Origin of the sequence: Pseudomonas sp. NPDC090203, assembly GCF_044746765.1 — a bacterium.
Lineage (GTDB): Bacteria > Pseudomonadota > Gammaproteobacteria > Pseudomonadales > Pseudomonadaceae > Aquipseudomonas > Aquipseudomonas putida_AD.
The window spans coordinates 89728-115797 of the sequence record NZ_JBIVCV010000002.1 but is presented as its reverse complement, the minus strand read 5'-3'; the positions used below and the strand labels follow the sequence as shown (position 1 = coordinate 115797).

The window sequence follows — 26070 nt, the reverse complement described above, 5'->3', positions numbered from 1 at the left end:
GTACATCCTCTTTTTGTTGATCCAGGGTGGGACAATCTTTGTGGGACAAGACCACAAGCGTAGCTCTGGACCGGACATAACGCCCGTGGCCAACTAACCTGTCACACGACTGCAATAATTCCGTTATCTAATGCGCCCCAAGACAGTTAAATGACATGAGGTTCGAGGCATGGTTGGCAGGAGCATTCTGATCGTCGACGACGAAGCGCCCATTCGCGAAATGATCGCCGTTGCGCTGGAAATGGCCGGCTATGACTGCATGGAGGCGGAGAACTCTCAACAGGCTCACGCCGTCATCGTCGACCGCAAACCCGACCTGATCCTGCTCGACTGGATGCTGCCCGGCACGTCCGGCATCGAGCTGGCCCGCCGCCTGAAGCGCGACGAGCTGACCGGTGACATCCCGATCATCATGCTCACGGCCAAGGGTGAGGAAGACAACAAGATCCAGGGTCTTGAAGTCGGCGCCGATGACTACATCACCAAACCATTCTCTCCTCGCGAGCTGGTCGCACGCCTCAAGGCCGTGCTGCGCCGCGCTGGCCCCAACGATGGCGAATCGCCAATCGAAGTCGGCGGCCTGCTGCTGGACCCGATCAGCCACCGCGTGACCATCGACGGCAAACCTGCCGAGATGGGCCCGACCGAATACCGCCTGCTGCAGTTCTTCATGACTCACCAGGAACGCGCCTACACCCGCGGGCAGTTGCTGGACCAGGTCTGGGGCGGCAACGTCTACGTCGAAGAGCGCACCGTTGATGTACACATTCGTCGCCTGCGTAAAGCACTCGGTGATGCCTACGAAAATCTGGTACAAACCGTCCGCGGTACTGGCTACCGTTTTTCCACCAAAAGCTGAGACAGCTTTTGGGAGCGAATCCGTTCGCTGAAGACAAGGACGCGTTAATTGAACCACAACTGGCATGGCACCCTGATCCGCCATCTGCTGCTGTTGATTACAGTCTCGCTGCTGGCGGGCCTGGTCAGCGGCCATTACGGCTGGTGCCTGACAATCGGCCTGGGCTTTTACCTGGCCTGGACCCTCAAACAGCTGATGCGCCTGCATCACTGGCTGCGCCATCACAAGCCTGACGAGCCGCCACCGGATGGATACGGCCTGTGGGGCGAAGTCTTCGACAGCATCTATCACCTGCAACGCCGCGACCAGCGCGTGCGAGGCCGCCTGCAGGCGGTCATCGACCGCGTTCAGGAATCCACCGCAGCGCTCAAAGACGCCGTCATCATGCTCGACAGCGAGGGCAACCTGGAATGGTGGAATCGCGCCGCTGAAACCCTGCTGGGCCTCAAAACGCCCCAGGACAGCGGCCAGCCGGTGACCAACCTGGTGCGCCACCCGCGCTTCAAGGAATACTTCGAGCAAGGCAGTTACGCCGAGCCGCTGGAGATCCCCTCCCCGGTCAACGACCGCCTGCGCATCCAGATGCTGATTACCCGCTACGGCAACAACGAGCACCTGATGCTGGTGCGCGATGTGACCCGGCTGTATCAGCTTGAGCAGATGCGCAAGGATTTCGTCGCCAACGTGTCCCACGAACTGCGCACGCCGTTGACCGTGATCTGCGGTTATCTGGAGACGCTGCTGGACAACGTGGACGAGATCAACCCGCGCTGGGCCCGCGCGCTGCAACAGATGCAGCAGCAAGGCGGGCGCATGCAGACGCTACTCAATGACTTGTTGCTGCTGGCCAAGCTCGAAGCCACCGACTACCCCTCCGACAACCAGCCCATCGCGGTACCGGCCCTGCTACAGAGCATCGCCGCCGACGCGCAGGCGCTGTCGGGCAGCAAGAATCAGAAGATTACGCTGGACATCGATAGCGACACGAGCCTCAAGGGCAGTGAAGCGGAATTGCGCAGCGCGTTCTCCAACCTGATCTTCAACGCAGTGAAATACACCCAGGCAGAAGGCCAGATCCGCATCCGCTGGTGGGTCGACGGCCGGGGCGCGCACCTGAGCGTGCAGGACTCAGGCATTGGCATCGACCCCAAACATATCCCCCGCCTGACCGAGCGTTTCTACCGGGTGGACTCCAGCCGCGCCTCCAACACCGGTGGCACGGGGCTGGGCCTTGCGATCGTCAAGCACGTGCTGTTGCGACACCGTGGCTCGCTTGAGATCAACAGCGTGCTGGGCAAAGGCAGTGTGTTTATCTGCAACTTTGCCCCGGTACAGATGACCAAGGCCTAGTAAAGGCGGCAGATAGCCGCTAAATTGCGCTGCTTATGCCCTCCATTTGTGAGGGTTTATTTCATCCCTGCACTTATACGGAACCTGCAAAACTCCATCATGGACCCTTCCCCTGGTATTAGCCTGGCTTCAATTTTCGCCGACTTCGGCATGATTCTCTTCGCAATGATCCTGGTCCTGCTCAACGGTTTCTTCGTTGCGGCAGAGTTCGCCATGGTCAAACTGCGCGCCACGCGCGTGGAGTCCATCGCCGACAAGAACGGCTGGCGCGGCCGCATCCTGCGCACGGTTCACAGCCAGCTCGACGCTTATCTGTCGGCCTGCCAACTGGGTATCACCCTGGCCTCGCTGGGCCTTGGCTGGGTCGGTGAACCGGCGTTCGCCCACCTGCTGGCACCGCTTCTGGAAGCTGTCGGCATCGGCTCGCCGGAAGTCATCAAGGGCGTGTCGTTCTTCTCCGCCTTCTTCGTGATCTCCTACCTGCACATCGTGGTCGGCGAGCTGGCGCCCAAGTCCTGGGCCATCCGCAAACCCGAACTGCTGTCGCTGTGGACGGCGGTGCCGCTGTACCTGTTCTACTGGGTCATGTACCCGGCGATCTACCTGCTCAACGCCAGCGCCAACGGCATCCTGCGCATTGCCGGCCAGGGCGAGCCTGGCCCGCATCACGAGCACCATTACAGCCGTGAAGAACTGAAACTGATTCTGCACTCGAGCCGTGGCCAGGACCCGAGCGACCAGGGCATGCGCGTGCTGGCGTCGGCCGTGGAAATGGGCGAGCTGGAAGTGGTGGACTGGGCCAACTCCCGGGAAGACCTGGTCACCCTGGATTCCAACGCCCCGCTCAAGGAAATCCTTGCGCTGTTCCGCCGCCACAAATTCAGCCGTTACCCGGTGTACGACGCAAAAAGCGGCGAGTTCGAAGGCATTCTGCACATCAAGGACTTGCTGTTGGAGCTGGCGGCGCTGGATCACATCCCGGAATCCTTCAACCTCGCCGAGCTGATCCGCCCGGTAGAGCGCGTGTCCAAGCACATGCCGCTGTCGCGCCTGCTGGAGCAGTTCCGCCAGGGTGGCGCGCACTTCGCGCTGGTCGAGGAAGCCGACGGCAAGGTCATCGGCTACCTGACCATGGAAGACGTGCTGGAAGTGCTGGTCGGCGACATTCAGGACGAACACCGCAAGGCCGAGCGCGGCATCCTGGCCTACCAGCCCGGCAAACTGCTGGTACGGGGCGACACGCCGCTGTTCAAGGTCGAACGCCTCCTGGGTATTGATCTTGACCACGTCGAGGCCGAAACCCTGGCAGGCCTGATCTACGACAGCCTCAAGCGCGTGCCTGAGGAAGAGGAAGTGATGGAGGTCGAAGGGCTGCGCATCATCATCAAGAAGATGAAAGGCCCGAAGATCGTACTGGCGAAGGTTTTGAAGCTGGATTGATCCACCAGACGCCGTGATCGTTCCCACGCTCCGCGTGGGAATGCATCCCACGACGCTCTGCGTCGGCCAGCCATCGGACGCGGAGCGTCCGGGGCGGCGTTACCACGCTGAGCGTGGGAACGATCATCGTCGCGGGCAAGCGCGCTCCCACAGGTGCAATCAATTCCCGCCAATCGCGAAATTGGGCAGGTTCTGCACCGGCTGGGCGAACTCGTAGGGGATCGACTCCAGCGCCAGCCCCACGTTGCGCTGCACCACGAAATGCAGATGCGGCCCGGTGCTGTTGCCGGTGTTGCCAGAACGCCCCAGCGGCGTCCCCACGGCCACACGCTCGCCTTCCCTGACGCTCACCGAACCCTGCTTGAGATGCAGATACACACCCATGGTGCCGTCGTCATGCAGGATGCGCACGAAGTTGCCCGACGGGTTGGCGCCCCGTCCTGATTGTCCGTTCTCGGTCTTGATCACTGTGCCACTGCGCGCCGCGATGATCTGGGTGCCTTCAGGCATCGCGATGTCGATGGCGTAGCGGCTCTTGGCGCCCGTGTGGCTGTACTGCCCGTTGGGCCCCTGGCTGATGCGGAACGGCCCGCCCACCCACGGCAGCGGATAACGGTAGCCAAGGCCTGCGAAAGATGCGCTGCGCTGCGGATCGCCGACGATGGAGCGCAGGCTGGACTTGTAGGCCATGGCCCTGCTGGGGATCTGTGGGCTCAGCGCGATGAGACGTTCGTTGCTGCGGGCGGGAATGGTGCGGCGGATGACCTGATCGGCAACCCCGACCACGTTCTTCACGCCCGAGAGCCTGAGTTCCACTTCGACCGGCGCATACAGGTCGTTGCGCACGTAGAGGCTGTCCACGCCCTTGGCTTTCTTGACGTTCAGCCGCACCTGGCTGTCGATGCGCTCGACCATGCGCTCGCGCAGTTTCATCACTTGCGCGCCGGGGACGGGTTGATCGGTAAACGAGACCACTCCGTTGGCATCGGTGAATCGGTAGATAGTGACAGCTGCGGCCGATTGCGCAGCCAGCAACAACACACACACCACCAGCAAGCGCTCTAACATCAGGATAGGCCTGGCTAAGGGGACGATTGGCGCCCAGCCTAACAGCGAAACCGACGGAAAAGGACTCATCCGTATCAATCGGTGACAGACGAAGCGTCAAGGAATTCGCGTCAGGGGCGAGCGCGAGGGAATGTGCAATTTCTATGCAAGGGAGAAGGCCGTGCTGCTACGACTCCACGTGTGTCATTGAGGGTTGAATTGTCTGACCTGACGCCTTCGCGGGCAAGCGCGCTCCTACAGGAAATCCGCTGCCACACAAATCTGTGTCGAACCGCTGGCCCGTAGCAGCACGGCTTGCCGGCGGGGGCGTCCACGAGAACGCCGCCGGGGCAAACGGTCAGGCGCCAGGAATAAAGTGCTTCTGCGCCGTACCACGGGCGATCAGGCGCGACAGGTAGTCGAGCTTCTGGGTGTCCTGGTCGACGAAGCGGAAAGTCAGTTGCAGCCAGTCGCTGTCGGGCTTCTGCTCGAACGCCGCGATGGCGTGCAGATAACCGTTCAAACGCGCCACTTCTGCGTTCTCGCCCTGCTCAAGGTCGAGCACGGCGCTGTCGAGGATCTGCGGCAAGGCTTCGCTGCGACGGACCACAAGCGAGGCTTCCTTGAGGGTCAGCGCCTTGATGATGCACTGCTGGATGCCGCTGGACAGGCGCAACTGGCCCTGGCCACGGCCACTCGGCTCGGCAGGTGCCGTCGGCTTGGCCATGGGTTTGACCAACGGCTGCGCAGGTGCGGCGGCCGCAGGGGTCGCGTTGACCACTTCCGGACGGTTGCCAGTCAGAGCGCCGAGCGAGTCGTTGGCGAACGCCGCATTAACGCGAGCCGGGCCGCTGCTCATCAGGGCCTCCAGCTTGCCGACCTTGTGCAGCGCCTTCTTGACCTTGGTCAGCAGTTGCTCGTTGGTGAACGGTTTGCCGATGAAGTCCGAGACCCCGGCCTGAATGGCCTGAATCACGTTTTCCTTGTCGCCACGGCTGGTCACCATGATGAACGGCATGCCCTTGAGGCTTTCCTGCTGGCGGCACCAGGTCAACAGTTCCAGACCCGACATCTCGGGCATCTCCCAGTCGCACAGCACCAGATCGAACGCTTCGCGGGTCAGGAGCACCTGAGCTTTACGGCCGTTGACCGCGTCTTCCAGGGTGATGCCGGGAAACGCGTTACGCAAACCTTTCTTCACCAGATCGCGGATGAACGGCGCATCATCCACCACCAACACACTGACTTTACTCATTGACGCTCCTGATGGCGTGTTCACCGCAAATGGCGAGCATATCGCTGGCTAGTGGCCAACTGCCAAATTGTTTGACGGCACCGGGATATTTATTCGCGGGTGACTGAAATAAGCGGCCCCAAAACAGCCGGTTGGCCCAAAAAAAAGCCTGGCATCGGCCAGGCGTTTTTTCTCAGGCAATCTTACTTATCGTCAGGCGAGTCCGGAACATTAGGCATTTCGGCAGACAGCCCTTTGACTTCTTCCTGCATGCGCTTGAGGCCCAGGTGACGCACGTCGGTGCCGCGCACCAGGTAGATCACCAGCTCCGAGATATTGCGAGCGTGGTCGCCGATGCGCTCCAGCGAACGCAGCGCCCAGATCACGTTCAGAACGCGGGAGATCGAGCGTGGATCTTCCATCATGTAGGTCACAAGTTCACGCAGGGCGGTCTTGTACTCACGGTCGATGGTCTTGTCGTACTGGGCGACCGACAGTGCCAGGTCAGCGTCGAAGCGGGCGAACGAGTCCAGTGCATCACGCACCATGCTGCGTACCTGGTCGCCGATGTGGCGCACTTCGACGTAGCCGCGTGGCGACTCGCCTTCTTCGCAGAGCTGGATGGCGCGGCGGGCGATCTTGGTGGATTCGTCGCCGATGCGCTCCAGGTCGATCACCGACTTGGAGATGCTGATGATCAGACGCAGGTCCGAGGCCGCAGGCTGACGACGCGCCAGAATGCGCAGGCACTCTTCGTCGATGTTGCGTTCCATCTGGTTGATGCGGTCGTCGACTTCACGAACGCGCTGGGCCAGGCCCGAGTCGGCGTCGATCAGTGCGGTAACCGCGTCGTTGACCTGCTTCTCGACCAGACCACCCATTTCCAGCAGGTGGCTGCGAACTTCTTCCAGTTCAGCGTTGAACTGCTGGGAGATGTGATGTGTATGGCTGTCTTTGATCATGCTGAGTGTCCGTCCGATTGATTGCGCGGTGGTTCAGGGCTGACGAAACACGTGCTAGCCGTAACGACCGGTTATGTAGTCTTCAGTCTGTTTTTTGGCCGGGTTGGTGAACACCGTATCGGTGTCGCCGTACTCGACCACCTTGCCCATGTACAGAAATGCGGTGTAATCCGATACACGCGCCGCCTGCTGCATGTTGTGGGTAACGATCACAATGGTGTATTTGGATTTCAGTTCGTAGATCAACTCTTCGACTTTTAACGTCGAAATCGGGTCGAGCGCGGAGCACGGCTCATCGAGCAGCAGTACTTCGGGTTCGACGGCGATAGTGCGGGCGATCACCAGACGTTGCTGCTGACCACCGGAAAGCCCGAGCGCCGACTCGTGCAGGCGGTCCTTGACCTCATCCCACAGTGCCGCGCCACGCAGTGCCCACTCGACCGCTTCGTCGAGCGCACGCTTCTTGTTGATGCCCTGAATCCGCAGGCCGTAGACCACGTTCTCGTAAATGGTCTTGGGGAACGGGTTGGGCTTCTGGAACACCATGCCCACCTGACGACGCAGTTCGGCGACGTCTTCGGTGCGGGTGTTGATGTCACGCCCGTAGAGCTTGATCTCGCCCTGCACCCGGCAGCCGTCCACCAGATCGTTCATGCGGTTGAAGCTGCGCAGCAGAGTCGACTTGCCACAGCCCGACGGGCCGATGAACGAGGTGACCCGTTGCTTGGGAATGTTCAGCGCGATATCGAACAGCGCCTGTTTTTCACCGTAGAACAGGTTCAGGCCCGGCACTTCCAGGGCGATGTCTTCACGGGCGAGGTCCAGCCCCTGGCGCTTGCGACCCAGGGCCGACATGTTGATGCCGTGGGTGTGGGGATCTTTCTGCATCTTCGGTTCTCTGTTCGTTCTTGGCGGCAAGTTTCAAGCCGTAAGCTGCAAGTTCGGGCAAACGCGACTACGGCTTTGCTTGCCGCTTATTGCTTGCCGCTTGACGCTGGTTTTATCCATCGAGCGCCCGGTATTTCTCGCGCAGGCGGTTGCGGATGGTCACTGCCGACAGGTTCAGCAGGGCAATCACCAGCACCAGCAACAGCGCCGTGGCGTACACCAGCGGCCGCGCCGCTTCGACGTTGGGGCTCTGGAAGCCCACGTCATAGATGTGAAAGCCCAGGTGCATGATCTTCTGATCAAGGTGCAGATAAGGGTAGTTGCCGTCCACCGGCAGCGACGGCGCGAGCTTGACCACGCCCACCAGCATCAGCGGCGCGACTTCGCCAGCGGCGCGGGCCACGGCCAGGATCAGGCCGGTCATCATCGCGGGGCTGGCCATGGGCAGGACGATCTTCCACAGGGTTTCGGCCTTCGTCGCGCCCAGCGCCAGCGAGCCTTCGCGCAGGGTCAGCGGAATGCGCGCCAGGCCCTCTTCTGTCGCGACGATCACCACCGGCACCGCCAGCAGCGCCAGGGTCAGCGATGCCCACAGCAAGCCCGGCGTACCGAAGGTGGGCGCAGGCAGCGCCTCGGGGAAGAACAGCCGGTCGAGGGAGCCACCCAGCACATAGACGAAGAAGCCGAGGCCAAACACCCCGTAGACAATGGCCGGTACACCCGCGAGGTTGTTCACCGCAATGCGGATCAGCCGGGTCATCGGGCCCTGACGGGCGTATTCGCGCAGATAGACCGCCGCCAGCACGCCGAACGGCGTCACGATCACGGCCATGATCAGGGTCATCATCACGGTGCCGAAAATCGCCGGGAAGATCCCGCCTTCGGTGTTGGCTTCCCGCGGATCGTCGCTCAGGAATTCCCGGAGCTTGGTGAAGTAGAAGCCCAGCTTGGTGGCAACGCCCATGGCGTTGGGCTGGTAGGCATGCACCACCTTACCGAGGCTGATGACCACCTCTTTGCCGTTGGCATCGCGCGCGGTGAGGCTGTCGCGGTTGAAGTCGGTGTGCAGGGCGAGCAGCCGCGATTCGATTGCCTTGTAGCGGGCATCGTACTCGGCGCGCTCGCTGGCCATATCAGCTTGGGCCTGCGCATCCAGCCTGCCGTTGAGCTCAAGCTTGCGGGCCTGCAGACGCAGACGCTCGATACCGTGGTTGACCGCGCCGATTTCGGTTTTCTCAAGGCGGTTCAGCTCATCGGCGATCTTCTGCACGCGCTTGATGCGCTCGTGAAGCTGCGGCCACGCGGCCTCACCCTCGGCCACCACGCGCTCGCCTTCCTTGACGTTGACCAGATAGCCGTAGAAGTTGCCCCACTCGCGGCGCTCGATCGTCATCAGATCGGCAGGCTTGCGCTGGTCGGTCAGCCAGTCGCCGACGATCCAGCTGAAATCACTGCGGTTGATGTCACGGTTGCCGACCTTGAACAGGTCGCGGGTCATGAACTCCGGGCCCTGGTCAGGCACCGGCAACCCGGCGCTCTTGAGCCGCGCGCGAGGCACCTGCTCGGACTGCACCAGCTCGCCCACCAGCACATGCCGCTCCTGGCCGGGCACGTCGTATTGTGCAGAGATGACATCGGCGGGCCAGAAATGCCCCAGCCCGCGCACAGCAATCACTGCCAGCAGGCCAATGGTCATGATGACGGCAATGGAAACCGCGCCCGCACTCATCCACACGCCGGGGGCGCCGCTTTTGAACCAGTTCTTCAGGGAGGTCTTTTTCATCAGTTTCTACCTGCCCTAGAGAGACGAATACTTCTTGCGCAGGCGCTGACGAATCAGCTCTGCCAAGGTGTTCATGACGAAGGTGAACATCAGCAACACCAGCGCCGCCAGGAACAGCACGCGGTAATGGCTGCCGCCCACTTCGGACTCGGGCATCTCCACCGCGACGTTGGCCGCCAGGGTGCGCATGCCTTCGAACAGGTTCATGTCCATGATCGGCGTGTTGCCGGTGGCCATCAGCACGATCATGGTTTCGCCCACCGCGCGGCCCATGCCGATCATCAGCGCCGAGAAGATGCCGGGGCTGGCGGTCAGGATCACCACGCGAGTCAGCGTCTGCCAAGGCGTCGCACCCAGCGCCAGTGAACCCAGGGTCAGGCTGCGCGGCACGCTGAACACGGCGTCTTCGGCGATGGAGTAGATATTGGGAATCACCGCAAAGCCCATGGCCAGGCCGACCACCAGCGCGTTGCGCTGATCGTAGGTGATGCCCAGATCATTGGTGATCCAGGAGCGCATGTCGCCGCCGAAGAACCAGTTCTCCAGGTGCGAACTCATGCCCAGCGACACCCAGCCCACCAGCAGGATCACCGGGATCAGGATCGCGCTTTCCCAGCCTTCGGGCACCCGCAGGCGCAGCGACTGGGGCAGGCGCGACCAGGCAAACCCGGCCAGCAGGATGCCAACGGGCGTGAAAAGCAGCAGGCTGAAGATCCCCGGCAGATGGCCTTCCAGGTACGGCGCCAGAAACAGCCCGGCGAAGAAACCGAGGATCACCGTGGGCATGGCTTCCATCAATTCGATCACCGGCTTGACCTTGCGGCGCATGCCCGGGGCCATGAAGTAGGCGGTGTAGATCGCCGCAGCCACCGCCAGCGGTGCTGCCAGCAACATCGCGTAGATCGCGGCCTTGAGCGTGCCGTAGGTCAGTGGCGCCAGGCTCAGCTTGGGCTCGAAGTCGGTGTTGGCCGCCGTGGACTGCCAGATGTACTGGGGCTTGTCGTAGTTTTCATACCAGACCTTGTCCCACAGCGCGCTCCACGAGACTTCCGGGTGCGGATTGCTCAGGCTCAGCGGCTGCAACTTGCCGTGCTGCTCGACCAGCACCAGGTTGGCCCGAGGCGACATGGCCATCAGCGCCGGGCCATCGGCCACCTGATCGATCAGCAGCGTGCGGTGTGCGGTGCTGTGGAACACGCCAAGCTTGCCGGCGCTGTCCATGGCGATGAAACCCTTGCGGCGTTGCTCCGGCACAATCTGCGAGATCGGCGCGCCGTTCATGCTGAAATCGCGGATGTGTTGCAGGCGCATCTCGCCATCGACGTCCCGCGCCATGAACCACTGGGCAATGCCGCCCTTGGAGTTGCCGATCATCAGCGAGATACCGCCCACCAACTGGATGCTGGCGGTGATCTCGGCGTTGGCGTCCTCCAGAAGCTTGTAGCGACCGTTGAGGCTGCGATCGCGCAGGTCGAACACGTCCGCCTGGGCGCGGCCGTTGATGACGTACAGCCACTGCTGGCGCGGATCGACGTAGATCGCCTTCACGGTGGCGGACAACTGCGGCAGCTCGATGCGGCTTTGAACGTTGGTGGTCTCGCCGGTCATCAGGTTTTCAGTCTGGCTAACCGAGACCACATGCAGCTGAGTCCCGGTGGAACCGGCCACGATCAATGTGGAGTCGCCGGCATTGAGGCTGACGTGCTCCACCGCCCGGCCTTCCTGATCCAGCCCCAGCGGAGTCTCGCCGTACGGATAGGTGATGGCAGGAGTAATGGTTTTCTTGTTGTCCGGGTAGCTGATCGGATAGGCGTGCTTGAACACCAGTACCTGACCGTTGGACAGGCCGACGGCGATCACCGGCTTGCCGGGTTGATCCTTGGCGACGGAGGTCACGTGGGCGCCCGCAGGCACCGGCAGGCTCACGCGAGACAGCTCGGAGCCATCCTTGATGAGGAAGAATATCGCCTGGCCATTGTCGGACACACGCATGCCGACCTCGTTCTGCTCCTCGATGGCGAAGACCATGGGATTGCCGGCATCCTGCAACCAAGCTGGGGCCAGGGCAGGCCGGGTGGTCAGTTTCGCGCCCTGGAACAGCGGCACCACGACGTAGGCCAGGTAGAAGAAAATCAGAGTGATTGCGGCCAGCACGGCAAGGCCGCCCACCAGCACGTACCAGCGTGTGAGCCGGTCCTTTAGCGCACGAATACGACGCTTGCGTTGTAGCTGCGGCGTATTGAAATCAATGCGCTCGGGTGGAGACTTGTCGGTCATCGATGAATTGGCCAAATCATTCATGCGCACACCCTAGTCACTGCACATGACAAATACATGACAGCGTGGTGACGCAAAAAAGCCCGCCGCCTCGATAATCGTGGCAACGGACTGCTCATTTTTGCGAGCCTCGTTCCATAAGGCCTTTTCGTTCAATTGGCGGGACGAACCTGTTGCCCGCCCCTGGGATGCACTTTTTATAACGGCAGGACGGCTCTGCGTGCCACCCCCTTGTTAAAGCCCCAGATCAGCCAATGCCTTGCTGGCAACCTTGGCTGGAAGTGGAATGTACCCGTCTTTGATGACAACTTCCTGACCTTGTTTGGACAAAATCAGTTTTACGAACTCGGCCTCAAGCGGGTTGAGCGGCTTGTTCGGTGCCTTGTTGACGTACACATAAAGGAAGCGCGCCAACGGATAGGTGCCGTTCAGAGCGTTCGCTTCGTTGTCTTCGACGAATTCGCCGCCTTCTTTCTTCGCCAGCGGCACAGTACGCACGCTGGACGTTTTATAACCAATGCCGGAATAACCGATGCCGTTCAGCGAGCTGCTGATGGAGCTCACCACCGAGGCCGAGCCCGGTTGCTCGTTGACGTTGGCCTTGAAGTCGCCCTTGCACAGGGCCTCTTCCTTGAAATAACCGTAGGTGCCCGACACCGAATTGCGGCCGAACAGCTGGATGGTCTTGCCCGCCAGATCCCCCGCTACGCCCACGTCGCCCCAGGTTTTGGCTTCGGCCTTGGCGCCGCACAGCCGCGTGGCGGAGAAAATCGCATCGACCTGCTGCATCGTCAGGCCCTTGATCGGGTTGTCCTTGTGCACGAACACGGCCAGCGCATCCACCGCCACGGGAATCGCGGTGGGCTTGTAGCCGTATTTCTGCTCAAAGGCCGACAACTCGCCGTCCTTCATTTTGCGGCTCATCGGGCCCAGGGTCGCGGTGCCTTCGGTCAGCGCCGGTGGCGCGGTGGAGGAGCCGGCGGCCTGAATCTGGATGTTTACCGTGGGGTACTCTTTCTTGTAGGCCTCGGCCCACAAGGTCATCAGGTTGGCCAGGGTGTCGGAGCCGACGCTGGACAGGTTGCCCGATACACCGGTGGTTTTAACGTAGGGCTTGATCGCCGGATCGACCGCAGCAACGGCCTGGACAGCGGGCACGCTGACGGCTACCAGGGTGAATGCGGTCATCAAACGCTTGAATGTCATGCCTGGCTCCTGGCGAGAAAAGAGAGTCGGCCGGGATCAATGATGGCCATGTGACTACTCTATGTCCGAATTGTGACAATGAAATGAAAGGCCGCGCCTCTTTTGAAGGAACGGCCTTTAATGGAGCCATGAATTTGCTACAGGATATTGCTCAGTCAGCAGACTGAATCAAGCGACCTTTTTCTTGAGCAGAAACAGCCCGATTCCCATCCCCAGTCCACACAGGATCGCCACATACCAGGCCGGGCCCATCGGGTTGGCCTTGAGCATCAGTGTCACGACCATAGGCGTCAGGCCACCGAAGATCGCATACGCCAGGTTGTAGGAAAACGACAGCCCGGAGAAACGCACCACCGGCGGGAACGCCTTGACCATCACGAACGGCACGGCGCCGATGGTGCCGACGAACAGGCCGGTCAGCGCGTACAGCGGATACAGCAGGTCCGGGTGGGCGCCGACGGTGTGGTAGAAGGTCCACGAAGTGATCAACAACCCAAGCGAGCCGATCAGGAACACCAGGCCCGCGCCGAAGCGGTCCGCCAGGGCGCCTGCGCCGATGCAACCCAGGCTCAGCAGGACGATGGCCAGGCTGTTGGCCTTGAGGGTGTCTGCCGGGGCGAAACCGTAGCTGGTCTGCAGAAGGGTCGGGGTCATGAGGATGACCACCACCACACCTGCCGACAGCAGCCAGGTCAGCAGCATCGACAACACCACGGCGCCGCGATGATCGCGCAGCACGGCCTTGAGCGGCACTTCCTCGGCCAGGGCCTTGCGCTGTTGCAGTTCGGCGAACACCGGCGTCTCGTGCAGCCAGCGGCGCAGGTACACCGACATCAGGCCGAACACCCCGCCCAGCAGGAAAGGAATGCGCCAGGCGTAGTCCGAAACCTCGGCCGGTGTGTAAATGCTGTTGATCCAGGTGGCGACCAGCGAGCCGAGCAGAATGCCCGCGGTCAGACCCGAGGTGAGGGTGCCACAAGCGTAACCGACGTTACGTGCGGGAACGTGCTCGGAAACGAATACCCACGCCCCTGGCACTTCGCCACCAATGGCGGCGCCCTGAATGACGCGCATCAGCAGCAACAAAAGCGGCGCCCAGATGCCAATCTGCGCATAGGTGGGCAGCAGGCCCATGATGAGGGTCGGCACAGCCATCAGAAAAATGCTCAGGGTGAACATTTTCTTGCGGCCCAGCAGGTCACCGAAGTGCGCCATCACGATGCCGCCCAGTGGGCGAGCCAGATAGCCAGCGGCGAAGATGCCAAACGTTTGCATCAGACGCAGCCATTCAGGCATGTCCACGGGGAAGAACAGCTTGCCCACCACGGCTGCGAAGAAGACGAAGATGATGAAATCGTAGAACTCCAGCGCGCCGCCCAAGGCAGACAGCGACAGGGTTTTGTAATCGTTGCGGGTCAGTGGGCGCGAAGGCTGCGCAGCACTTGAAGACACAGAGGACATGACAATGGCTTCTCTTTTGAGGCTTTCCTGGGACAAAAAATCAACAACGAGGCAGCCGTGGGTAACGGTGCTACACGCGATTTATCGTCTCGAAGAGGTAATCGGGCATCAAAATTGCGTGCCAATAACGGCGTAGTGCGCCAAATCGGTTCGGCACGATAGCAAATTGCGCGTGAATGCACATGGATTGCAACGAGAGCCCGCCACAATGGGAACCCGGCGGTCGTCTCGTGACGCATGGACCGATATACTTGCCGACCGCGACTCAACCGGTCTTTGAGGGAAGTTGTGCGAAACCATTTACCCAAGTCGTTTTCGCAGAGTTTCCCTAATTAAATGTATTGAAGACTTAGAGAGTCATGGGTCAGAGGGACCCCGCAATGAACGAACTTGAACAGGAAGATCCAATCCCGCAGGGCGATCTGGCTCTGCAAATCACTGCGCTTCCGCGCGAAACGAACGGCTTTGGCGATATCTTCGGCGGCTGGCTGGTTGCCCAGATGGATCTGGCCGGCACGGCCATGGCCAGCAAGGTCGCAGGTGGCCGCGTGGCGACCGTGGCCATCGACCGCATGGCGTTTCTGGTGCCGGTGGCGGTGGGCGCGCAACTGTCCTTTTATACCCAGACCCTGGAAATCGGCCGCAGCTCGATCCGCATGATGGTTGAAGTGTGGAGCGACGATCCGCTGTCCAGCGAATGGCGCAAGGTCACCGAGGCCATGTTCGTGTTCGTGGCCATCGATGGCAGCGGGCGCACCCGTTCGGTACCGGCGCGGCGCTAAGCGCAGGGCAGGCGTCAACGCACTTGGCATCGGGCGGTAAACTCATCAAGCTTGGCAGAGTCTGATTCAGTCACTGTCCTTTGAGTGAGTACCCCTATGCCTACGCCAGAAGTCGAATCCATCCAGCTCGGTGAGCTCAATTGCTGGCGCATCCGCCACGGCCAGGCCGAACTGGTGGTCGCCCAGCAGGGTGCGCACATCGTCAGCTATCAGATCGACGGCGACGAGCCGCTGATCTGGTCAAACCCAGGCGCGGTGTTCAAGCACGGCAAGGCGATTCGCGGCGGCATGCCGATTTGCTGGCCGTGGTTCGGCAATTTCCAGCGCAACCCGCAAGCCGTCCAGGACATGCGCCAGGGCAGCGAGCCGGCCAACGCCCACGGTGAAGTCCGTGCCATCGACTGGGAGTTGATGGGCATGGGCGAAGATGGCGATGCGTTGATCGTCGAGTTCATTCAACCCAAAGCCGAAGGCCATCTGCCCGGCTGGCCGCACACTGTCGGCGTGAAGCTGCAGATCCGCATGGACGCTGCGCTGAACGTCAGCCTGCTGAGCTTCAACGCCGGCCCCGAAGACGTCACCATCAGCCAGGCACTGCACAGCTATTTCGCCGTCAGCGACGTGCGCCAGGTCAGCATCGAAGGCCTGGACGGGGTGAGCTACCTGAATACACTGGAAAGCTGGGACACGCCGCAAGTGCAGGCCGGTGACATCACCTTCACGGGCGAGACCGACCGGATTTACCAGGGCACCCCGGACCTGATTTCCATTGTCGACCCTGGCTGGAAGCGCCGGATCCAGATCCAGACCCTTGGCTCGAACTCCTCGGTGGTGTGGAACCCGTGGATCGAGAAGACCAAAACCTTCAGCGACATGCAGGCCGATGGCTGGCAGAGCATGGTGTGCGTCGAGACCGCGAACGTCATGAGCGACATCGTGACGCTCAAGCCGGGCGACATGCACGCGATGAGCGTGAGCATCTGGGCCGAGCCGCTGACGGACGAGTAATCCACATCCGTAGCAGCACGGCTTGCCGGCGGGAGCGATCTGAAGAACGCCCCCGCCTGTAGGAGCGCGCTTGCCCGCGATGGCGGTGTATCTCTGGCATATGTGTTGTCTGACACACCGCTGTCGCGGGCAAGCGCGCTCCTACAATGCAGAGTTCAAGCCGGGGATCGCGCTTACAAATCCGCCTCAGTCACCACCCTCACCTTCGACGCATCCAGCGCGTACGCCGCATCGGCCAGGTCATGGTTGACCGTCTCGATCTTCAGCGTGCCGATGACCCACAGCGGCGTGTAGATATCGTCGATCTTCAGACCCTTGGGATAGCGCACCAGCACCAGTTGGTTGGGCGGCGGTGGCGGTACGTGGATGCAGGCGCCCGGGTAAGGCACCAGAAAGAACAGCGTGCTGTGGCCCTTGGCGTCAGTTTCCAGTGGCACCGGATAGCCGCCCAGGCGAATGATCTTGTTGTTCATGGCCGCGACGGTCTTGGTCGAGTACATCACCGCGGGCAAGCCCTTGCTCTGCTTCAGGCCGCCCTTGGCATCGAACGTCCCCTTGGCTTCCGGGGAGTTGTGATCGATCTCGGGCATGGCTTCGAGGGCTTTCTGGTCCGACTTGGGCATCAGTTCCAGCCAGTCGGTTTCAGGGGGTTCGGCGGCGCTGGCCAGTGCACAGACCAGCAGCAGGGGAAGCAGTAGAAGACGACGCATCGATAGGCTCGGCAGGGGGAATTCAAGTGCCGCGCATTCTAGCCCTCTGCGCGCTGATAGCGCAGAGGGCCGGAACCGGTTTCATTTCTTTTTGATCATGCCGTAGATGACCAGCAGCACGATTGCACCCACCAGAGCACCCAGGAAACCGGCGCCCTCGCCTGCCTGATAGATACCCAGTGCCTGACCGCCGTAGGTCGCGACCAGCGAGCCTGCGATACCCAGGATGATGGTCATGATCCAGCCCATGCTGTCGTCGCCGGGTTTCAGAAAACGAGCCAGCAGCCCCACGATCAGGCCGATGAAGATGGTTCCGATGATGCCCATGCCATTTCCCTCTGTTTGAATGAATATGCCAAAGCCTAGTCGGCTATCGGCAACACGCTATGAGAGGGGTTGGGGGGATGAATGGTTCAACACGATTCCCCACGAACCTGTAGGAGCGCGCTTGCCCGCGACCGCAGTGTATCTGTACCACAAGCGGGGCCTGACACACCGCCGTCGCGGGCAAGCGCGCTCCTACAGGGCAACGGTCCGCATCAAAGATTGTGATCCGGACCGAGGATTGTGGCGCAAATCAGTTCTTGATCAGCGCCTCAACCAGCTTCACCTGGCGATCCAGCGTTGCGCGGTCCTTGCTGCGCACGGTGGCATGACCCACCTTGCGACCGACCTTGAACGCCTTGCCGTAGTGATGCAGGTGGCAGTCATCGACGGCGATGACCTTGTCCACGGCTGGCACTTCGCCGATGAAGTTGAGCATCGCGCTCTCGCCCACCTTGGCCGTCGAACCCAGCGGCAGGCCGGCAACGGCGCGCAGGTGGTTTTCGAACTGGCTGCACTCGGCGCCTTCGGTGGTCCAGTGACCGGAGTTGTGAACGCGCGGAGCGATTTCGTTGGCTTTCAGGCCGCCATCGACTTCAAAGAACTCGAACGCCATCACGCCCACGTAATCCAGCTGCTTGAGCACACGGCTCGAGTAATCCTCGGCCAGTGCCTGCAACGGGTGGTCGGTGCTGGCGATGGACAGGCGCAGGATGCCGCTGTCGTGGGTGTTGTGCACCAGCGGGTAGAAGCGGGTTTCGCCATCGCGGGCACGCACGGCGATCAGCGACACTTCACCGGTGAACGGCACGAAGCCTTCGAGCAGGCAAGGCACGCTGCCCAGCTCGGCGAAGGTATCGACCACATCTTCCGGCTTGCGCAAGACTTTCTGGCCCTTGCCGTCGTAACCCAGGGTGCGGGTTTTCAGCACCGCCGGCAGGCCGATGCTGGCGACTGCCGCGTCAAGGTCCGCCTGGGACTGGATGTCGGCGAACGCAGGCGTCGGGATGCCCAGGTCCTTGAACATGCTCTTCTCGAACCAGCGGTCCCGGGCGATGCGCAGGGCTTCGGCGCTCGGGTAGACCGGCACGAACTGCGACAGGAACGCCACGGTTTCAGCAGGCACGCTTTCGAATTCGAAGGTCACCAGGTCCACTTCGTCAGCCAGCTGACGCAGGTGGTCCTGATCGCCGTAATCGGCACGCAGATGCTCGCCCAGTGCAGCGGCGCACGCGTCCGGCGCAGGGTCCAGGAAGGCGAAGTTCATACCCAGCGGGGTGCCCGCCAGTGCCAACATGCGACCCAGCTGGCCGCCACCGATTACGCCGATCTTCATGAAAACTCAGGCCTCGCGTGGGTCTGGATTGTCCAGAACGCTGTCTGTCTGCTCAGTGCGGAATTTTTTCAGCACTGCATGGAATTGCGGGTGCTTGGCGCCCAGGATGCTGGCCGACAGCAGCGCTGCGTTGATCGCACCGGCCTTGCCGATCGCCAGGGTGGCAACCGGAATGCCTGCTGGCATCTGCACGATGGACAGCAGCGAATCGACACCCGACAGCATCGAGGATTGCACAGGCACGCCCAGCACCGGCAGGTGGGTCTTGGCGGCGCACATGCCCGGCAGGTGAGCAGCACCGCCAGCACCGGCGATGATCACCTCGATGCCACGGCCTTCAGCCTCTTCAGCGTACTGGAACAGCAAGTCCGGAGTGCGGTGGGCCGATACCACTTTGACTTCGTACGGAATGCCGAGCTTTTCCAGCATATCGGCGGTGTGGCTAAGGGTGGACCAATCGGACTTGGAGCCCATGATCACGCCAACCAGTGCGCTCATCGTCGTGCCTCTTCATCGGGCGCCCGCAGGCGCGTCTAAAAACAACAAGCCACGCGGGAGAACCGGCGTGGCTTGTCGTACGAATTATGACCAGTGCAACCGGCCAAAGGCCGCGCAGTATACCGCAAAGAGTGAGGTTTGACAGACGGCTGATGACCTCCTGTCAGCAGCCCGCAAACAGCCGCCAGCGCCCGAGATTACTGACCTGCAGGTCAAGTGACCGGCTGCGCCACGCCACCCTCGAGCTTGCGCCACAACAACCGCACGTTGGCCTTGCGCACCAGGGCGCAGCGGTACAGGCGAATCTCCAGCGGCACATGCCATTGCGCACCACCGCAGACCACCAGTTCGCCTCGTTCCAGCTCGGCGGCGATGGACAACCTGGGCACCCAGGCGATCCCCAATCCTTGCAGGGCCATGCCCTTGAGGCTGTCGGCCATCGCCGTTTCATACACCGTGGTGAAGCGCAGCGCGCGCTGGCGCAACAGCAGATTCACCGAACGGCCCAGAAATGCGCCGGCGCTGTAAGCCAGAAGCGGCACGCTCTGATCGCTCTCCAGATCGAACAACGGTTTGCCGTCGGCATCTGCCGAGCAGACCGGCAGCATCTCGGTCATGCCCAGGTGCAGCGAAGGAAAAATCTCGGCGTCCATCTGCAGCGCCGCATCCGGATCGTAGAAGGCCAGCATCAGGTCGCAACCGCCTTCGCGCAGGGCATGCACGGCGTCGCCAACGTTGGTGGCGACCAGCCGGGTGGCGATGTTCAGGCCTTCGTTGCGCAACTGGGCGATCCAGCGCGGGAAGAAGCTCAATGCCAGCGAGTGCGCCGCCGCGATCTGCATGACCTCGCCCTGCCCGCTTTCCAGATGATGCAGATGGCGCAGCACTTCGCCGAGCTGATCGACCACGGTACGCGCCGTGACCAGGAACAGTTGCCCCGCCGCCGTCAACTCGATGGGCGTGCGCGAGCGGTTGACCAGTTGCAGGCCCAATGCGGCCTCAAGGCTGCGAATCCTGCGGCTGAACGCCGGCTGGGTCACAAACCGCCGCTCGGCCGCCTGGGAGAAGCTGCGAGTGGCAGCCAGGGCGCTGAAGTCTTCCAGCCATTTGCTTTCCAGATTCATGGTGTTCTCCGGGGGACAAAACGCACCGCTTTGCGTAGGAGCGCGCTTGCCCGCGATCAGGTTGTGTCAGCCGATGCCCGTGGTGCGGACAGATTGCGGTCGCGGGCAAGCGCGCTCCTACAGGAAACATGTTGTCCCTTGGCTCGCTGTTCACACGCTCGTCACAATCCGAACGTCACATCAACATTATGCCGTTTGTGCATAGGCTAGCGCTTAACAGCATTGGTCCGCAATCATCCACAAGCCTAGTATTCAAGGCGTTCCGGCTCAGACCGTGTCCCATTTGAGAGTTTCTCTATCATGTCCTCCGCTGCATCATTTCGCATCGAAAAAGATCTGCTTGGCACCCTCGAAGTCCCCGCTGATGCCTACTTCGGCATCCAGACCCTGCGCGCGGTGAACAACTTTCACCTCTCCGGCGTTCCGCTCTCTCACTACCCCAAGCTGGTCGTGGGCCTGGCCATGGTCAAGCAAGCAGCCGCCGATGCGAACCATCAGCTGGGCCACTTGAGCAGCGAGAAGCACGCAGCCATCAGCGAAGCCTGTGCACGCCTGATCCGCGGTGATTTCCACGAGCAGTTCGTGGTCGACATGATTCAGGGTGGCGCCGGTACGTCCACCAACATGAACGCCAACGAAGTCATCGCCAACATTGCCCTCGAAGCGATGGGCCATGCCAAGGGCGAATACAAATACCTGCACCCCAACAACGATGTGAACATGGCGCAGTCGACCAACGACGCCTACCCGACGGCCATCCGCCTGGGTCTGCTGTTGGGCCACGACGCCCTGCTCGCCAGCCTCGACAGCCTGATCCAGGCGTTCGCCGCCAAGGGCCAGGAGTTCTCCCACGTCCTGAAGATGGGCCGCACTCAGCTGCAGGATGCCGTGCCGATGACCCTCGGCCAGGAATTCCGCGCCTTCGCCACCACGCTGACCGAAGACCTCAACCGCCTGCGCAGCCTGGCGCCTGAGCTGCTGACCGAAGTGAACCTGGGCGGCACCGCCATCGGCACCGGCATCAACGCAGACCCCGGCTACCAGCACCTGGCCGTGGAACGCCTGGCAATCATCAGCGGCCAGCCACTGGTTCCAGCCGCCGACCTGATCGAAGCCACCTCCGACATGGGCGCCTTCGTGCTGTTCTCCGGCATGCTCAAGCGCACCGCGGTCAAGCTGTCGAAGATCTGCAACGACCTGCGCCTGCTGTCCAGCGGCCCGCGCACCGGCATCAACGAAATCAACCTGCCGGCGCGCCAGCCAGGCAGTTCGATCATGCCGGGCAAGGTCAACCCGGTGATTCCGGAGGCCGTGAACATGTGCGCCTTCGAAATCATGGGCAACGACCTGGCCCTGACCGTGGCAGCCGAAGGCGGCCAACTGCAACTGAACGTGATGGAGCCGCTGATCGCCTACAAGATCTTCGACTCGATCCGCCTGCTGCAGCGCGCCATGGACATGCTGCGCGAGCACTGCATCGTCGGCATCACCGCCAACGAACAGCGTTGCCGCGAGCTGGTCGAGCACTCGATCGGCCTGGTCACCGCGCTGAACCCGTACATCGGTTACGAAAACGCCACCCGCATCGCCCGCGTCGCCCTGGAAACAGGCCGTGGCGTGCTGGAACTGGTGCGCGAGGAAGGCCTGCTCGACGAAGTGATGCTCGCCGACATCCTGCGCCCGGAAAACATGATCGCTCCACGATTGGTGCCCCTTAAGGCCTGATTGCGTGCCACCCGTTTTGACTGCAATACGATCACCAGGCTGAGGGCCTAGACACCCCTCACCCTTTTGAGGGCCGGAAGTACACGCTTCCAGGCCCTTTTTTTTGCCCGCTGTTTCGCAGTTGCCCATGTAGGAGCGCGCTTGCCCGCGACAGCGGTGTATCTGCTCCACATGCATGACTGACACACCGCAATCGTCCGGATGCGGCCCAGACCAAGCGCGCTCCTACAGGCCAAATCCGGATCAAAAGCAGAAACGGTCTACAGACTCCGATAACGCGCACCGGTATAGTGCGCCCCCTCTAAAAAAGCGAGGAACATCCAATGCTTGAAGTCATCAACGACTTCCTCTCGGGAAAACTACTGATCGTGCTCATCGTCGGGCTCGGTGGATATTTCACGATTCGCTCGCGTTTCGTTCAATTGCGCCACTTCTTTCACATGTTCGCGGTGTTTCGCGAAAGTCTGCGCAGCAGCTCGGGCCAGTTGAGTTCGTTTCAGGCGCTGATGCTCAGCCTGGCTGGCCGAGTGGGCGCGGGTAACATCGCCGGTGTCGGCATCGCCGTGACCCTGGGCGGACCGGGCGCGGTGTTCTGGATGTGGGTCACTGCCCTGGTCGGCATGGCCAGCAGCTTCTTCGAATGTTCTCTGGGTCAGCTGTACAAACGCTGCGACTCCGAAGGCCAGTACCGCGGCGGCCCGTCTTTCTATATCCAGCACGGCCTGGGCAAGCGCTGGCTGGGCATGGTCATGGCGGTCCTGCTGCTGGTGACCTTCGGTTTCGCCTTCAACGGCCTGCAATCCCACGCCGTGACCCACTCGCTCAATAACGCCTTCGGGGTATCGCCTACCTACGCCGGTATCGCACTGGCGGTGTTGCTGGGCCTGGTCTTCGTCGGCGGCATCAAGCGCATCGCGGCCGTGGCCGACCTGCTGGTACCCGTCAAGACGCTGGTCTACATCGCCGTGACCCTGTACGTGATCGGCGTGCAGTTCGAACACGTTCCGCACATGCTGATGACCATCGTCAAAAGCGCCTTCGGCCTGGACGAAGTGTTCGGCGGCCTGCTGGGCAGCGCGATCGTGATGGGCGTGAAGCGCGGCGTGTTCGCCAACGAAGCGGGCCTTGGCAGTGCGCCAAACGTCGCCGCGGTCGCCGAGGTCAAGCACCCGGTCGCCCAGGGCGTGGTCCAGGCGTTCAGCGTGTTCCTCGATACCTTCGTCATCTGCACCTGTACCGCGCTGCTGATCCTGCTGTCGGGCTTCTACACCCCGGGCTTCGAAGGCGACGGCATTGCGCTGACCCAGAACTCGCTGGCTGCGGTGGTCGGTGACTGGGGCAAACTGTTCATCAGCGTTGCACTGGCGCTGTTCGTCTTCACCTCGATCCTCTACAACTATTACCTGGGCGAGAACAGCCTGCGCTTTCTGATCGGCGAGAGCCGCAAGGCGTTGCTCGGCTACCGTGCACTGGTGCTGGCGCTGATCCTGTGGGGCGCGGTGGAAGACCTTGGCACCGTATTCGCATTTGCCGACATCACCATGACGCTGCTGGCGTTCGTGAACCTGATCGCGCTGGCGATGCTGTTCAAGGTCGGTTTGCGTATCCTGCGTGACTACGATGAACAGCGTAAGGCAGGCATCGACACCCCGGTGTTCGACTCCAGCAAGTTCCCCGACCTGGACCTGGACCTCAAGGCCTGGCCCAAGCCCGGCCACGAGCAAGCTGCTGCCCAGCCCGCAAAGGCCGGCGACAAAGCACTCGCCGACGCACCATGACCATCTGAACATCAGCCCAGGGAGACATGCATGAATCGCGACAACCACGCACCGGCCAAGCAAGTGATGGTGCTCTACACCGGTGGCACCATCGGCATGCAGGCCAGCGAGAACGGCCTGGCGCCAGCGTCCGGATTCCAGGCGCGGATGGCCGCACAACTGGCTGGCCAGCCTGCGCTGGTGGTGCCGCAGTGGCAATTTCGCGAAATGTCTCCCCTGATCGACAGCGCCAACATGACGCCTGCCTACTGGCAGCGCCTGCGCGAAGCGGTGGTCGATGCGGTTGAAAGCCAAGGTTGCGACGCTGTGCTGATCCTGCACGGCACCGACACCCTGGCCTACAGCGCGGCGGCCATGAGCTTTCAATTGCTGGGGCTGAATGCGCCGGTGGTGTTCACCGGTTCCATGCTCCCGGCCGGAGTGCCGGACAGCGATGCCTGGGAAAACGTCAACGGCGCCCTGCAGGCCCTCGGCGAAGGCCTGGCGTCCGGCGTGCATCTGTATTTCCACGGCGAGCTGCTGCAACCGACCCGCTGCGCAAAAATTCGCAGCTTCGGGCGCAACCCCTTCGCTGCGCTGAACCGCGCTCGCGGTGGCGAGGCTGCCGGGAATCTGCCTGCGGCGCTGGACTACCGCCAGCCTAAACACCTGGCCGAAGTCGCCGTACTGCCGCTGTTTCCGGGCATCGGCGCGAGTCAGCTCAACGGCCTGATCGACAGCGGCATTCAAGGCCTGATCCTCGAATGCTTCGGCAGCGGCACCGGCCCCAGCGACAACCCCGCCTTCCTGGACAGCCTGCAACGGGCCCAGGAACAAGGCATCTGCGTGGTCGCGATCACCCAATGCCACGAAGGCGGCGTCGAACTGGACGTCTACGAAGCCGGCAGCCGCCTGCGCACCGTGGGCGTACTCTCCGGCGGCGGCATGACCCGCGAAGCGGCGTTCGGCAAGCTGCACGCCCTGCTCGGCGCAGGCCTGCCCATCGCAGAAGTGCGGCGGTTGGTGGAGCTGGATGTGTGTGGGGAGTTGCGCTGATTACAGCCTGCACACCACTCCTGTAGGAGCGCGCTTGCCCGCGACCGCTGTATATCTGACAGATATTGCTGCCAGACACGCCGCCATCGCGGGCAAGCGCGCTCCTACAATCCATCTCACAGAGTCCGGCACACGTCTTGCTCCCCTCTTCCGATCAAAAGAACCATCGGAAGGTCTTCATGCTGCATTCCCACCTCACCACCCTCAACGCCGTTTCCCTGGTGCTGGAAACGTTCTGCGCGGAAGGCTGGGCCAGCGAAGCGTTGCTGGCCGGGAGCGGGATCACGCAAGCCGACCTCGGGCGGCCGGACATTCGTATCACGACCTTCCAGGAAATGCAGGTCTGCGCCAACGCCGTGGCGTTGCGCCGGGAGATCGGCTTGCCGCTGGGGCGGCGCATGCATGTGTCGTCCTACGGGATTCTCGGTTACGCCCTGCTCACCAGTGCCACTTTCGGTGACGCCCTGCGCCTGGCGCTGGAGTATCCGGCGCTGCTGGGCACGCTGTTCGAACTGCAATTGATCGAAGACGGCGAGCGGGTCTGGTTCAGCGCCAGCGACTACCGCGACGACGAAAGCCTGCGGGTGTTCAATGCCGAGCTGTGCCTGGCCTCGCTGAAGGTGATCTGCGATGACTTGCTGGGCAGACCGCTGCCGTTGCTCGGTGCGCGTTTCGCCCATGCCGCCCCCGACTATCAGGCCAGCTACCGCGAGAGTTTTGACTGCCCGTTGCACTTCGACGCCCAGGACAACGCCTTCGCCTTCGACAAACGCCTACTCAATCAAGCCCTGACCCTCGCCGACCCCATCACCCACCGCGACATGCGCGAGCGCTGCCGCAAACAGAACATCGAATTCACCGGGCGCCAGGCCTGGCTGGGGCGGATCCGCCACTTATTGGCAGACCAGCTCGAACAGACGCCGAGCCTTGGGGTAATCGCGCAAAAAATGAACTGCTCCGAGCGCACCCTGCGTCGCCACCTGCAAGCCACCGGCAGCAGCTATCAGCAGCTGCTGGACGAGCTACGCTTCGACCGGGCCAAGCAACTGCTGCAGGAAGATCAATTGCCGATCCATCGCATCGCCGAAGTGCTGGGCTTCAGTGAAACCGCGAGTTTTCGTCAGGCGTTCATTCGCTGGAGCGGTGTGGCGCCGAGTCAGTTTCGGGTTTGACCGCACGCTACCCGGGTTTGGACATATGCCTCGAAACGGGGCGCTTTGCCCTATTCAGGGGCGATTTACGG

At 61.9% G+C, this 26070-nt stretch carries 22 protein-coding genes; 9 read left to right on the top strand and 13 right to left on the bottom strand.

Annotated elements, in window-relative coordinates:
* The first annotated feature begins 169 nt into the window (after window positions 1-169).
* From phoB to ACIPO9_RS03315, 3 genes are all read left to right on the top strand, one after another.
* Window positions 170-859, top strand: a complete 690-nt coding sequence (phoB, locus tag ACIPO9_RS03325; RefSeq protein WP_062379821.1) for a phosphate regulon transcriptional regulator PhoB — start codon at window positions 170-172, stop codon at window positions 857-859.
* A 48-nt stretch (window positions 860-907) separates the two neighbouring features.
* Window positions 908-2209 carry a phosphate regulon sensor histidine kinase PhoR gene (gene phoR / locus ACIPO9_RS03320; RefSeq protein ID WP_400778884.1) on the top strand — a complete coding sequence of 434 codons (1302 nt, stop codon included), beginning with the start codon at window positions 908-910 and terminating at the stop codon, window positions 2207-2209.
* A 99-nt stretch (window positions 2210-2308) separates the two neighbouring features.
* Window positions 2309-3649, top strand: coding sequence for a hemolysin family protein (locus tag ACIPO9_RS03315; protein WP_274135564.1), 1341 nt, complete (start codon window positions 2309-2311; stop codon window positions 3647-3649).
* Between the two features lie 159 nt (window positions 3650-3808).
* On the opposite strand, the gene ACIPO9_RS03310 is transcribed toward ACIPO9_RS03315, so the two are convergent.
* The 8 genes from ACIPO9_RS03310 to ACIPO9_RS03275 form a co-directional block, all read right to left on the bottom strand.
* Entirely contained in the window at window positions 3809-4717 is a 909-nt protein-coding gene (locus tag ACIPO9_RS03310; protein ID WP_400606188.1) for a peptidoglycan DD-metalloendopeptidase family protein, read from the bottom strand.
* Window positions 4718-5054: 337 nt separating this feature from the next.
* The gene (locus ACIPO9_RS03305; protein ID WP_400778882.1) at window positions 5055-5951 is read right to left on the bottom strand and encodes a response regulator; all 897 of its coding nucleotides are present in this window, start codon (window positions 5949-5951) and stop codon (window positions 5055-5057) included.
* A 182-nt stretch (window positions 5952-6133) separates the two neighbouring features.
* The gene (gene phoU, locus ACIPO9_RS03300) at window positions 6134-6892 is read right to left on the bottom strand and encodes a phosphate signaling complex protein PhoU (protein ID WP_274135569.1); all 759 of its coding nucleotides are present in this window, start codon (window positions 6890-6892) and stop codon (window positions 6134-6136) included.
* Between the two features lie 54 nt (window positions 6893-6946).
* Window positions 6947-7780: a phosphate ABC transporter ATP-binding protein PstB gene (pstB, locus tag ACIPO9_RS03295; protein ID WP_274135570.1), complete on the bottom strand. Its 834-nt coding sequence runs from the start codon at window positions 7778-7780 to the stop codon at window positions 6947-6949.
* A gap of 112 nt (window positions 7781-7892) precedes the next feature.
* A complete protein-coding gene (gene pstA / locus ACIPO9_RS03290) occupies window positions 7893-9563 on the bottom strand; it encodes a phosphate ABC transporter permease PstA (protein ID WP_400778881.1) in 1671 nt (556 codons plus the stop codon).
* Window positions 9564-9578: 15 nt separating this feature from the next.
* Window positions 9579-11591 carry an ABC transporter permease subunit gene (locus ACIPO9_RS03285; protein WP_400779232.1) on the bottom strand — a complete coding sequence of 671 codons (2013 nt, stop codon included), beginning with the start codon at window positions 11589-11591 and terminating at the stop codon, window positions 9579-9581.
* Between the two features lie 483 nt (window positions 11592-12074).
* Window positions 12075-13046 (bottom strand): phosphate ABC transporter substrate-binding protein PstS family protein, encoded by a 972-nt coding sequence (locus ACIPO9_RS03280; RefSeq protein ID WP_274135573.1) that lies wholly within the window; start codon window positions 13044-13046, stop codon window positions 12075-12077.
* A gap of 168 nt (window positions 13047-13214) precedes the next feature.
* Window positions 13215-14507: an MFS transporter gene (locus ACIPO9_RS03275; protein ID WP_274135574.1), complete on the bottom strand. Its 1293-nt coding sequence runs from the start codon at window positions 14505-14507 to the stop codon at window positions 13215-13217.
* A gap of 380 nt (window positions 14508-14887) precedes the next feature.
* On the opposite strand from ACIPO9_RS03275, the gene ACIPO9_RS03270 reads away from it, so the two are divergent.
* Window positions 14888-15289: an acyl-CoA thioesterase gene (locus ACIPO9_RS03270; protein WP_274135576.1), complete on the top strand. Its 402-nt coding sequence runs from the start codon at window positions 14888-14890 to the stop codon at window positions 15287-15289.
* 96 nt (window positions 15290-15385) lie between these two features.
* Window positions 15386-16297: a D-hexose-6-phosphate mutarotase gene (locus ACIPO9_RS03265; RefSeq protein WP_400778879.1), complete on the top strand. Its 912-nt coding sequence runs from the start codon at window positions 15386-15388 to the stop codon at window positions 16295-16297.
* Between the two features lie 173 nt (window positions 16298-16470).
* Here the strand turns inward: ACIPO9_RS03265 and ACIPO9_RS03260 are convergent, their stop codons facing one another.
* From ACIPO9_RS03260 to ACIPO9_RS03240, 5 genes are all read right to left on the bottom strand, one after another.
* Window positions 16471-17007, bottom strand: coding sequence for a DUF3299 domain-containing protein (locus tag ACIPO9_RS03260; protein ID WP_400606197.1), 537 nt, complete (start codon window positions 17005-17007; stop codon window positions 16471-16473).
* An 81-nt stretch (window positions 17008-17088) separates the two neighbouring features.
* A complete protein-coding gene (locus tag ACIPO9_RS03255; protein ID WP_274135582.1) occupies window positions 17089-17334 on the bottom strand; it encodes a GlsB/YeaQ/YmgE family stress response membrane protein in 246 nt (81 codons plus the stop codon).
* A gap of 250 nt (window positions 17335-17584) precedes the next feature.
* Window positions 17585-18667 (bottom strand): 5-(carboxyamino)imidazole ribonucleotide synthase, encoded by a 1083-nt coding sequence (locus tag ACIPO9_RS03250; RefSeq protein ID WP_274135584.1) that lies wholly within the window; start codon window positions 18665-18667, stop codon window positions 17585-17587.
* A 6-nt stretch (window positions 18668-18673) separates the two neighbouring features.
* A complete protein-coding gene (purE, locus tag ACIPO9_RS03245) occupies window positions 18674-19165 on the bottom strand; it encodes a 5-(carboxyamino)imidazole ribonucleotide mutase (protein WP_074754780.1) in 492 nt (163 codons plus the stop codon).
* A gap of 212 nt (window positions 19166-19377) precedes the next feature.
* Window positions 19378-20289, bottom strand: a complete 912-nt coding sequence (locus ACIPO9_RS03240; RefSeq protein ID WP_274135587.1) for a LysR substrate-binding domain-containing protein — start codon at window positions 20287-20289, stop codon at window positions 19378-19380.
* 300 nt (window positions 20290-20589) lie between these two features.
* Between ACIPO9_RS03240 and ACIPO9_RS03235 the strand changes: the two genes are divergently transcribed.
* From ACIPO9_RS03235 to ACIPO9_RS03220, 4 genes are all read left to right on the top strand, one after another.
* Window positions 20590-22014, top strand: a complete 1425-nt coding sequence (locus ACIPO9_RS03235; RefSeq protein WP_274135588.1) for an aspartate ammonia-lyase — start codon at window positions 20590-20592, stop codon at window positions 22012-22014.
* Window positions 22015-22337: 323 nt separating this feature from the next.
* Complete coding sequence (locus tag ACIPO9_RS03230; RefSeq protein WP_274135589.1) at window positions 22338-23792, top strand: sodium:alanine symporter family protein; 1455 nt, start codon at window positions 22338-22340, stop codon at window positions 23790-23792.
* A gap of 30 nt (window positions 23793-23822) precedes the next feature.
* Window positions 23823-24827, top strand: a complete 1005-nt coding sequence (locus ACIPO9_RS03225; protein WP_400778878.1) for an asparaginase — start codon at window positions 23823-23825, stop codon at window positions 24825-24827.
* Between the two features lie 179 nt (window positions 24828-25006).
* Window positions 25007-25999: an AraC family transcriptional regulator gene (locus ACIPO9_RS03220; protein ID WP_400778876.1), complete on the top strand. Its 993-nt coding sequence runs from the start codon at window positions 25007-25009 to the stop codon at window positions 25997-25999.
* The last annotated feature ends 71 nt before the right edge of the window (window positions 26000-26070 follow it).

Coding starts and splice junctions, on each gene's coding strand:
- phoB (WP_062379821.1), top strand. CDS start 170: ATGGTTGGCAGGAGCATTCTGATCGTCGACGACGAAGCGCCCATTCGC.
- ACIPO9_RS03315 (WP_274135564.1), top strand. CDS start 2,309: ATGGACCCTTCCCCTGGTATTAGCCTGGCTTCAATTTTCGCCGACTTC.
- ACIPO9_RS03310 (WP_400606188.1), bottom strand. CDS start 4,717: ATGTTAGAGCGCTTGCTGGTGGTGTGTGTGTTGTTGCTGGCTGCGCAA.
- ACIPO9_RS03305 (WP_400778882.1), bottom strand. CDS start 5,951: ATGAGTAAAGTCAGTGTGTTGGTGGTGGATGATGCGCCGTTCATCCGC.
- phoU (WP_274135569.1), bottom strand. CDS start 6,892: ATGATCAAAGACAGCCATACACATCACATCTCCCAGCAGTTCAACGCT.
- pstB (WP_274135570.1), bottom strand. CDS start 7,780: ATGCAGAAAGATCCCCACACCCACGGCATCAACATGTCGGCCCTGGGT.
- pstA (WP_400778881.1), bottom strand. CDS start 9,563: ATGAAAAAGACCTCCCTGAAGAACTGGTTCAAAAGCGGCGCCCCCGGC.
- ACIPO9_RS03285 (WP_400779232.1), bottom strand. CDS start 11,591: ATGGTCTTCGCCATCGAGGAGCAGAACGAGGTCGGCATGCGTGTGTCC.
- ACIPO9_RS03280 (WP_274135573.1), bottom strand. CDS start 13,046: ATGACATTCAAGCGTTTGATGACCGCATTCACCCTGGTAGCCGTCAGC.
- ACIPO9_RS03275 (WP_274135574.1), bottom strand. CDS start 14,507: ATGTCCTCTGTGTCTTCAAGTGCTGCGCAGCCTTCGCGCCCACTGACC.
- ACIPO9_RS03270 (WP_274135576.1), top strand. CDS start 14,888: ATGAACGAACTTGAACAGGAAGATCCAATCCCGCAGGGCGATCTGGCT.
- ACIPO9_RS03265 (WP_400778879.1), top strand. CDS start 15,386: ATGCCTACGCCAGAAGTCGAATCCATCCAGCTCGGTGAGCTCAATTGC.
- ACIPO9_RS03260 (WP_400606197.1), bottom strand. CDS start 17,007: ATGCGTCGTCTTCTACTGCTTCCCCTGCTGCTGGTCTGTGCACTGGCC.
- ACIPO9_RS03255 (WP_274135582.1), bottom strand. CDS start 17,334: ATGGGCATCATCGGAACCATCTTCATCGGCCTGATCGTGGGGCTGCTG.
- ACIPO9_RS03250 (WP_274135584.1), bottom strand. CDS start 18,667: ATGAAGATCGGCGTAATCGGTGGCGGCCAGCTGGGTCGCATGTTGGCA.
- purE (WP_074754780.1), bottom strand. CDS start 19,165: ATGAGCGCACTGGTTGGCGTGATCATGGGCTCCAAGTCCGATTGGTCC.
- ACIPO9_RS03240 (WP_274135587.1), bottom strand. CDS start 20,289: ATGAATCTGGAAAGCAAATGGCTGGAAGACTTCAGCGCCCTGGCTGCC.
- ACIPO9_RS03235 (WP_274135588.1), top strand. CDS start 20,590: ATGTCCTCCGCTGCATCATTTCGCATCGAAAAAGATCTGCTTGGCACC.
- ACIPO9_RS03230 (WP_274135589.1), top strand. CDS start 22,338: ATGCTTGAAGTCATCAACGACTTCCTCTCGGGAAAACTACTGATCGTG.
- ACIPO9_RS03225 (WP_400778878.1), top strand. CDS start 23,823: ATGAATCGCGACAACCACGCACCGGCCAAGCAAGTGATGGTGCTCTAC.
- ACIPO9_RS03220 (WP_400778876.1), top strand. CDS start 25,007: ATGCTGCATTCCCACCTCACCACCCTCAACGCCGTTTCCCTGGTGCTG.